This window comes from uncultured Mailhella sp., assembly GCF_905187505.1.
GTDB lineage: Bacteria > Desulfobacterota > Desulfovibrionia > Desulfovibrionales > Desulfovibrionaceae > Mailhella.
Map to the genome: position 1 here is coordinate 1 of NZ_CAJJIC010000107.1, position 8,323 is coordinate 8,323.

The 8,323-nt window shown below is 56.7% G+C and carries 7 protein-coding genes; all 7 read right to left on the minus strand.

The features are described from left to right. Nucleotides 1-109: 109 nt before the first annotated feature. Nucleotides 110-1,090, minus strand: coding sequence for a glycosyltransferase (locus tag QZZ60_RS09140; protein ID WP_295640719.1), 981 nt, complete (start codon nucleotides 1,088-1,090; stop codon nucleotides 110-112). A gap of 389 nt (nucleotides 1,091-1,479) precedes the next feature. Beyond that, complete coding sequence (gene glf / locus QZZ60_RS09145) at nucleotides 1,480-2,589, minus strand: UDP-galactopyranose mutase (RefSeq protein WP_295640721.1); 1,110 nt, start codon at nucleotides 2,587-2,589, stop codon at nucleotides 1,480-1,482. Further along, entirely contained in the window at nucleotides 2,586-3,032 is a 447-nt protein-coding gene (locus QZZ60_RS09150; RefSeq protein WP_295640723.1) for a hypothetical protein, read from the minus strand. Before QZZ60_RS09150 ends, glf begins: the two co-directional genes overlap by 4 nt. Before the next feature lie 7 nt (nucleotides 3,033-3,039). Beyond that, on the minus strand, nucleotides 3,040-4,116 hold the full coding sequence (locus QZZ60_RS09155) for a glycosyltransferase (RefSeq protein ID WP_295640724.1): 1,077 nt from the start codon (nucleotides 4,114-4,116) through the stop codon (nucleotides 3,040-3,042). After that, complete coding sequence (locus tag QZZ60_RS09160; protein ID WP_295640726.1) at nucleotides 4,113-4,979, minus strand: site-specific integrase; 867 nt, start codon at nucleotides 4,977-4,979, stop codon at nucleotides 4,113-4,115. Before QZZ60_RS09160 ends, QZZ60_RS09155 begins: the two co-directional genes overlap by 4 nt. Nucleotides 4,980-5,732: 753 nt before the next feature. Beyond that, on the minus strand, nucleotides 5,733-7,067 hold the full coding sequence (locus QZZ60_RS09165) for a hypothetical protein (RefSeq protein WP_295640728.1): 1,335 nt from the start codon (nucleotides 7,065-7,067) through the stop codon (nucleotides 5,733-5,735). 10 nt (nucleotides 7,068-7,077) lie between these two features. Continuing rightward, nucleotides 7,078-7,878 (minus strand): PD-(D/E)XK nuclease family protein, encoded by an 801-nt coding sequence (locus QZZ60_RS09170; RefSeq protein ID WP_295640730.1) that lies wholly within the window; start codon nucleotides 7,876-7,878, stop codon nucleotides 7,078-7,080. Between the last annotated feature and the right edge of the window lie 445 nt (nucleotides 7,879-8,323).

The window sequence follows — 8,323 nt, forward strand, 5'->3', positions numbered from 1 at the left end:
TATGTTTGACAGATAAGGCTGTCGAGACATCGACCAAGGTACTTTTCCATGTTATAGACATGAACGATAACTGATATCTTATTGTTCATTGTAGTATTGTTCCTTGAAGTTAAAGATTGTTATTGAAAAATTTTTTTATAATCGGGAAATACGCTATGCAGAATAACTGTCTTCTTTCTTTTTTTGTAAATCTTTTCCATTTTAGTTGCTTTCTTTTTATGTATTTCTTCAATTCTTTATGCAATACAAGAATGAAAGGATAACGATCTTCTTTTTGCAATCTGTTATAATTCCATCTGTAATTTCCAAGTTGTACGGCAGGAACAATATATTTTACTTTTTCATATATGTCTTTATGTGAGTCAAGGAAACTATTTATTTCATTCCATTCATCGCATATGCAGAAAACTTTTCCCTTGCTGTTGATTGAAGATTCTGCATTATCCACACGATAGTGCAGATAGGCAGTATCCAGCATCATGAATCTCTTCGCCAGACTGTAGACTTTGAAACTGAAGGAAGTATCCTGATAGGAGGCTCCGGGAGTTTCGAGAAATTTAATGTTGTTCTCTTCAAGCCATGCCCTGCGGTACAGATTGATCCATATCGTAGGCTGCTGCCAGAACGGGGCAAGGTCATCATTCAATGGACAAAAAACGGTATTCTTGGGAACCCAGGGGAAGTCTCTCTTAATATTGCTGTTGTCTGCCGTATGATATTCATAGTAGCAGCATCGAGCGACATCAAGATTTTGAAACTCTGCGGCACGATACAGTTCTTCATACATTTTCGGCTCGATAAAGTCGTCAGATTCGACAATGCCGATATATTTTCCCTGAGCCTTTGCCATACCCATATTAACGGAGTTTCCATATCCGGTATTTTTTTTATCAATAATTTTTATTCTATTATCTTTATTTTGAAAATCATGAAGTATCGAAAGGGTATTATCTTTTGAGCCGTCATTGATGCATATGATTTCTATATCTTTTAATGTTTGATTGCATATGCTTTCAATGCATTGCGAAACATATTTTTCGACATTATAGCACGGAACGACAATTGATACCTTTATGGAGTTTTCTGACATATTCTTCATACCATCCTGTGTGACGATGATTGTAGGTTTCCATTATCCGCTTGAAAAAATTAAAAAATCAAATGATATATGTGTGCTTATGAATATTATATGTTATATGAGGATATTGATGCATGGTTATAATGTATTGTTAAAATTATGTCGGCTTTGCTCATGAAGGAGCCAGAGGCATTCCTAAGTGATTCTGGAAGAAGGCCGCCGTCTGATTTTACAATGCCCATGTATTTGCCGGGATGTGCAGAGAACACAGTTGATACGAGCATCATTATCGGAGTATGTTATATTCATGACCTTCAGCGTCCGACCAGTGACGGAGTCCAGATGCTGACGAACATGGTCGTTCACGTTGCCGCACGGCACGAGAACGGATACGGCAGGCACTACAGGTTCTCCATGAGCTTGAGGGTACGGGCAACGGCCTTGTCCATGTCGTAATACCGGTAGTCGCCGAGGCGTCCGAGAAAATGGATGTCGGGATATTCGGCGTGGGCGGCGGCAAGATACTTTTCATGCAGAGCCGCATTTTCTTCCCCGGCAATGGGGTAGTACGGTTCGTTCACGCCGCGGCGGTAGGCCGAGGGGTACTCGAACGACACCACCGTGCGGGGGGATATGTCGTTGAGAAAGTACTTGTATTCTCCTATGCGGGTGAAATCGTAGTTTTCCGGGTAGTTGACCACGGAATGAGACTGGAAGAACTCGCGATCGTATTCACGGAACTCGAGCGTGATGCTGCGGTAGGGCAGATCGCCGAAGCGCCAGTCCATGAGTTCGTCCACCGGGCCGGTGTAGAAAATGCGGCAGTCTCGGCATTCCTGCTTTATGTCGTTCCAGGAGGTGTCGAGCTTCACGGTGATGTTCCTGTGGGCGAGCATCTTTTCCAGCATGGCGGTGTAGCCTTTTTGCGGGATGCCCTGCCAGCGGTTCTGAAAATAGCGGTCGTCGCGGCTCACGTAGACGGGCACGCGACCGGTGACCGCAGGATCGAGCTCTTCCGGCTTCACGCCCCACTGCTTCATGGTGTAGAAGAGAAAAACTTTCTGGTAGACGTACTCGGCAAGGAAGTTGAGATCGTCGTCGTCGGTCTTGCGCAGTTCGAGAATGGGGACCTTTTTATTGAAGCCGAAACGGGCGATGAGCTTGTCTTCGAGGCGGGCGGCCAGAGCTTCCGGGAACACCTGACGCATGGAGTTCAGATTGAAGGGGATGGGTACGAGCTGGCCGTCTATGAGGCCCACGACCTTGTGCATGTACGGATGCCATTCCGTGAAGCGGGAGACGAAATCCCAGGCGGGCTTCACGTCCGTATGAAAGATGTGCGTGCCGTACTTGTGGATGCAGATGCCGTTTCTGTCGTAATAATCGTAGCAGTTGCCCCCTATGTGCGGTTTCTTGTCCACCACGAGTGCCTGTTCGCCCCGGTCGGCAAGAACCCGGGCTACGGTTGCGCCGGAAATGCCGGCTCCCACGATGATGTTCTTCACAGTCACTGCTGTTCCCCTTTTCCCCTGAATGTTTCAGTTTTTGGGGCCTGTATGCCCATGATGTCCTGAACGACGCCAAAGATCAGTGCCCGGCAAAGGGACGTTCCGCGCAAGGTCGTGTCGAAGATTCTTGCGTCAAGGTGTCGTTCATCCGGATTTGCGGCGGATCGGTTTTGACGGCGCTGAGCGCCGCTGCGGGACGTCTGCCGGACGACGATGAAAACGTCAGTCGTTTTCAGATTGTTTTTCTGGTGGATTATTTTTCTCCGGGCATCGTTTTGTCGGCGGGACTCGAGAACCGGAATATTGCTGTCCGGCGACGCGTCGTTGAAGCAGAGGACTTCTTTGTCCTTCGATGCCGGGGCTGGCACGGATGAGAGCGCTCCCGGGCGGGAGCGCTCTGTTCGGCTGTCGGGAAGGATGACGGGAAATTGCGTACAGCAGGGCATGGCGTTTTCAATGGTTCTGATGTTTTTTCCAGCTGAACAGGATGAAGCCCAGAAGACAGAAAACCTTTCTGCCGTGAACGTTGCCGATGTACAGAAGCCGCTGCAGCGGCTTCAGATGAAGAAGGGAAAGATCTCTGCCCACGAAGGAGCCGAGACGTATGCTCACCTTTCCGTCGGCAATGTCCCGCAGAAAGGGGTCGTCCGGCCTGAGATGCCACTTGTGAAGGCGTTCGGCCACGGCGTAGGTGATGCCCGGCTGTTCCCACGGCAGGCATATCTCGAGAGCGAAGTGCAGCCGTTCAAAGCAGATGCGCTCAAAGATCGTCTTTTTCTGCGGCAGAAGCGCGTGTCGCGTCCAGAAGTCGTGGATGGGATCGAGTATCCTGACAAGATCGAAGGCCTGTCCCGGCTTCTTGCGGAACGCCGCGTCCATGATGGAGCCCTCGTGTCTGATGTAGCGGTACAGTCTGCGCGGCTCAAAATGCACGTTCCTGTTCAGGGCGAAGAAGTTCAGCACGAACACGTTGTCTTCAAAGTGCACTCCTTCAGGAAAGCGCAGGGCGCACTCTTCAACTTTCGCGCGGCGAAACAGTTTGTCCCACACCGTCATGGAAAGCCTGATCAGATCCTGGTCGGTCAGCGTCTGCGGCCCCTGAAAGGGCACGTCGAAATAGCCCGAGTCCACGCTTGTGCGCCGTCCGTTTTCCTCGCGCAGTTCCTCGGCGCTGAAGCATACGGCGTCCGCGTCTCCGGCGTCTTCAAGAATCGTGGTCCAGATGTCGGGCAGTACTTCGTCGTCGCTGTCCACGAAGGCTATCCATGTGCCTTTTGCCGCCTCAAGTCCGGCGTTGCGCGCTGCGGAAACGCCGCGGTTTTCCTGTTCCAGCACGCGGATGCGGGAGTCTTTTGCGGCGTACTCGCGAAGCAGGGACAAAGAGCCGTCCGTGGAGCCGTCGTCTATGCAGAGAATTTCCACGTCGGGGAAGCGCTGGGCAAGCACGCTGTCCAGACAGCGGGCAAGATACTTTTCGACGTTGTAGACGGGAATGATGACGGAAATTCTTGGTCCGGACGCAGAACTCATGACAGCTCCTTTTTCAAGAGTGCCGGCGTGTGCGTCAGTGAGAGCGTTTCCGGCTGGTAGTGTCCCATGATGTTGCGAACCTCGCCGGCGCACAGACCTCTGCGGAGCATGGCGTCGGCAAAGCTGTGTCGAAGATCCTGAAGGCGAAGTTCCGGTCTGCCGAGGCCGGTGCGGATCAGATTCCACGCGTAGAACAGCGACGTGAGGCGTCCGCCCGACGGCGACGAGAACAGCCACGGCACGCCTTCCTTGCGGGGAAGGCTGCGGATGAGTTCCAGCGCTTCGCTGCTCAGTGGAATGCGTCGCGTGCGTCCCCCAGACGCGGTCACGAGCACGCCTTCATCCTCCAGCACGTCTTCCCAGCGGGCGGACAGAATTTCCGCCTTGCCTGCTCCGGTGAGCAGAAGAAGATGCACGGCCCGTGCGCCGGGAAGACCGGAATGCTCCTTGAGCAGCGCAATGAGACGTCGCAGCTCGTCCTGCGACAATACGTGCGGGGAACGGCGAGAAGGCGCGCGCGGACATTCGGCATCGCGGAAGGCGGCGTCGCTTTCGAGCTCTTTCCAGCGGACGGCGCAGTTCAGAACGTATTTCAGAAGCCAGAACACTCGATAGCAGGAGCTCTCCGACAGACCCGACTTTTTTAACGACAAAAGCCACTCGTTGATGCTTGAGGCTGCGATGGATTCAAGAGCACGCGCGCCGAGATAGGGAAGAACGTACTTCACCAGATAGCGCTCGTCCGTCTGCCAGCTGCGCTTGTTCTCCCGGATGAACGGAAGATAGCGAAAGTCGACAAATTCCCGCAGACTGAAATGACGTTCCTTCTGACGGGAGGATTTCGGCGTTGTGTCGGTGGTCATGCTGTCCCTCTGACCGGCGTTAAAAAAGTGTACTTTTTCGGCAAGGCGAAATAGCTTTTGAGGCAAAATTTTTTTGCTGGTTTTTTGTGTGGTTATTTGATAATGATTTTTTTGCTGGCAAATGGATTGTAAATGCCGAAAAAGTACACTTTTCCGCTATGTTATCAAAGCATGACGGGGTAGGGGAACTTTTGGTGAACGTCGCTTTTGCGGGGAAGAATTACATAGCATTATGTAAAAAATATGGTAAAAATGATGCTGTCAGTTTTCTTTTTGCGACGGACTGGTAAAACAGGTGTTGAATCCTGCTTTTGAAGAATGAGGAATTTAAAGAGATTGTATCAATAGTTCTGGGGTGTTGAATGAAAACGGACGCCGTGCCTCCCCCGGAAGGTGTCCCGAAGACCTCGACGCCCGGAAAAAGCTCGGACGGAGGCGTTTCCATCGGCCCGTCCAGCGTTTCAGAAGCGCATTCCCTTCAGAAGCGTCATCCTTCCCCGTGCGGCGGGACGGGGCCTTCTTTGCGTGCCGCGGACGGAAAGGTACGGCGGATCGCGGAGGAGGACGTTCCGTCGCCGGGCGGGGAGAAGCTCGTTCCGGCAGAAGGGAAAAGGGGCCGGCGGAAAACTTCAAGCATCGCTTGAAGGGTTTGCCGTCTTCCGCCCTGCCGAGCCTTGAAAAAAAGAAGCCCGGCGGACAGAACTGCGGGGTTCTGCGCTCCGGGCTTCGTGGGGTCACGCGTTCAGGGGAACGTCAGGGCTGAGGGACTTTTGCGGGAGCTCCTTCCTTTTTCGTCTTCTTCGTGGGCGTTTCGCCGTTCGGCGCACTGGTCGGCTGGCCGTCGTCCCCGCCTTCGGCGTTTTTCGCTTCCGTCATGCGCGCCTTTTCCTTGCCCGACTGCGTTGTCGTCGCGGCGGCATCGTGTTCGCTCCGCATGGTCCTGTTCCGGGCGGCGTCGTTTGGCGGGCTTGCGTCCTCCCCGGGACAGGTCGTTTCCGGCGTCGCGGGGATGGCTTTCCTGCCTGCCGGCAGCGTCGTTTTCCCCGCACAGGACTGCGCCGCCTCGCGGCTGCGTTTCGCCTGACGCGCGATTTCTTCAAGCGTCACCTTCGCGCGCGGCGCGTTCCCGCCGCGGTCGGCAGAGGCGCGCGGCGCGGGGCGCTCCTCATCCCCGTCACAGGCATGGTGCGACAGCCCCGGGAACAGGTCGGGCGCGTACAGGCGGCAGAACCGCAGAAGCGCCCGGCGGCGCAGCGCAAGCGCCGTCTGTTCCCTCTCCTCGGGCTCATCGGTCGGCGTTTCCCCCTCGGGGCGGGGCAGCATGGCCGAGACGCTCAGCTCCCGCCCCGTCGCCTTCTCCAGCGCGCGCACCGTGCATCTCAGCTCGTGCCGGCTGTCCGTCGCCGCCTTGTCCGAACGCCCGGCGTCCGCGGTCCTTGCATGCACGGGGCCATCCTGTCCCGCTCCCCCGTTCATCGCAAGGGGCGCGCCTTCCTGCGCGTTGTCTGCATCAATCCGCGCCCCGGCGGTCGCGTCCGGGTTGTCTCCTTCGTCGTTCCCGCGGCGTCCGTTTCTGCCGGAGCCGTCACCTTTGCCGTGTCCCAACGCCTCGGGGCTGCGGTCATCGCTTGTCCTGCCCCGTCGTTCGTTTTCCCCGCGTTCGTCGGGTGTCCTGTCACATCGTCCGGCCTGCTCACCGCGTGCCGCAGGGGCGTGTTCCGCAATCGCCGCTTCGTCCGTAAGCCCGATGCACGGCATCGTGAACCGCCCGCAGCCCTGAAGCCCCGCAAGCAGCAGGCCGTCGCTCCACGTCGGTCCTCCGTCCGTCACGCGCAGCCCCTGCATCACCGAAAACGGATCAAGATTCAGCCGTCGCGCCGCACAAAGCGCCATCATGCAGTTGGAAACCGCCGCGGGATTCTTCATCACGCGTCCATCTTCCCGCACCTCGGCGCGGTACTCCTCCGGCACCAGGCCGGAACCCGCCAGCGCCGCCGCCATGCGTTCCATGAGCGCAAAGCCCTCGCCGTGCACGAAGTCCGCGTCCGCCGTCGGGCGCGGAGCCTGTCTGAGTTCGGAAAGCGTCATCGAGGCCATGTTACCTCCTGAACCGGCAGCTCTCATAGGCCGGGCAATACTTCTGATGGCACAGCGTGGAACGCGGATTGCCGAAAAATATCCCGGAACGCAGCATGGCCGCCGCCGCTTCCAGCAGTCCCGGCGCGCCTTCCCGCCCCGCGAGCAGCTCACGCGCTCCGGTCACGCTGCCCGTGCCCGCGCGTCGTCCCGCGTCCGTCTTCGCCGTCTGAAGCCCGATGATCACCGCCGGCGCGTCCATGGCCCGGCCCGTGGCTTCCTCGGCAAGCAGTTCGTACACCGCCACCTGCGCCGCGTGACCCGCCGTGCGTACCGTGCCGTCCACGCCCACCGCGCTTTTTCCCGTCTTGATGTCCGCTATCCCGAAGCGCCCGCGCTCGTCACGATACACCCGGTCCGTCGTGCCCGTGAGCTCTATGCCGAGCTCCGCTATCTCCAGCCCGCGGCACTCCGCTTCCACGTCCACAAAATCGAAGCCCGGCGCTATCTCCGCACAGTACTTCCGATGCAGCGCCAGCGCGATCCCTTCCATGACCGCAGGGCTCGAATCCCCCCAGTCCACCTCTTCCCGCGGATGCCGCATGGTCTTCACCACCTCGGTCGCGCAGTCCTCCGCGCTGAGTCCCGCGCCCCGTATCCGGCCAAGATCAAAAAGCGCCGTGCCCGCATGCACCGCGCGCCCAAGCTGCGCCGCACCCGTGCTCGGCAGACGCATCCCCTTGATGTTCTTCGCCTCCCACCTCGCCGGACAGTCGAAAAGCTCCGGCAGACTCGACGCCCGTATCCGTATCAGCTCCGTCATGCTCCCTCCTTGACGCTCCGTTCGTGCCCGGACGGAACTTCGTTTTGCATTGTTGTCTTCGCCTAAAATATGCTCAAACGAATATTACAAGTCAAGAACGTGCATATTCAATCGAATGTCAAAAAACACAGGGCAGGCAGGAGGGAGAGGCTGGAAAGGCAGGAAAGAGGAAAGGGACAGGCTGGAGCAGCCGGGGCGCCGCCCCGGACCCCGGAAAGGCAGGAAAGGCAGCGGGGGAAATAATTCCCCCCGCGCCCCCCTGGTTCGCCTTGCGGCTTCGCCGCGCGGCGGGCTTGTGCGGATGCCGAATGTCGTGCCTTGAAAAGGCGGCAGAGCAGGGGGCGTGACGCAAAGGCCGGTATGCTTGGCGAACGCGTTTCGGGCCGCAAACTCAGTGCAGGCGTGTGCTGCCGCACCCGCCTGCCGTGGCCGACCGATGTTCCCG

Excerpts from the sequence above, each read along its gene's own strand:
- QZZ60_RS09160 (WP_295640726.1), bottom strand. The coding sequence starts at position 4,979 with ATGACCACCGACACAACGCCGAAATCCTCCCGTCAGAAGGAACGTCAT.
- QZZ60_RS09165 (WP_295640728.1), bottom strand. The coding sequence starts at position 7,067 with ATGACGCTTTCCGAACTCAGACAGGCTCCGCGCCCGACGGCGGACGCG.
- QZZ60_RS09155 (WP_295640724.1), bottom strand. The coding sequence starts at position 4,116 with ATGAGTTCTGCGTCCGGACCAAGAATTTCCGTCATCATTCCCGTCTAC.
- QZZ60_RS09140 (WP_295640719.1), bottom strand. The coding sequence starts at position 1,090 with ATGTCAGAAAACTCCATAAAGGTATCAATTGTCGTTCCGTGCTATAAT.
- QZZ60_RS09150 (WP_295640723.1), bottom strand. The coding sequence starts at position 3,032 with ATGCCCTGCTGTACGCAATTTCCCGTCATCCTTCCCGACAGCCGAACA.
- QZZ60_RS09170 (WP_295640730.1), bottom strand. The coding sequence starts at position 7,878 with ATGACGGAGCTGATACGGATACGGGCGTCGAGTCTGCCGGAGCTTTTC.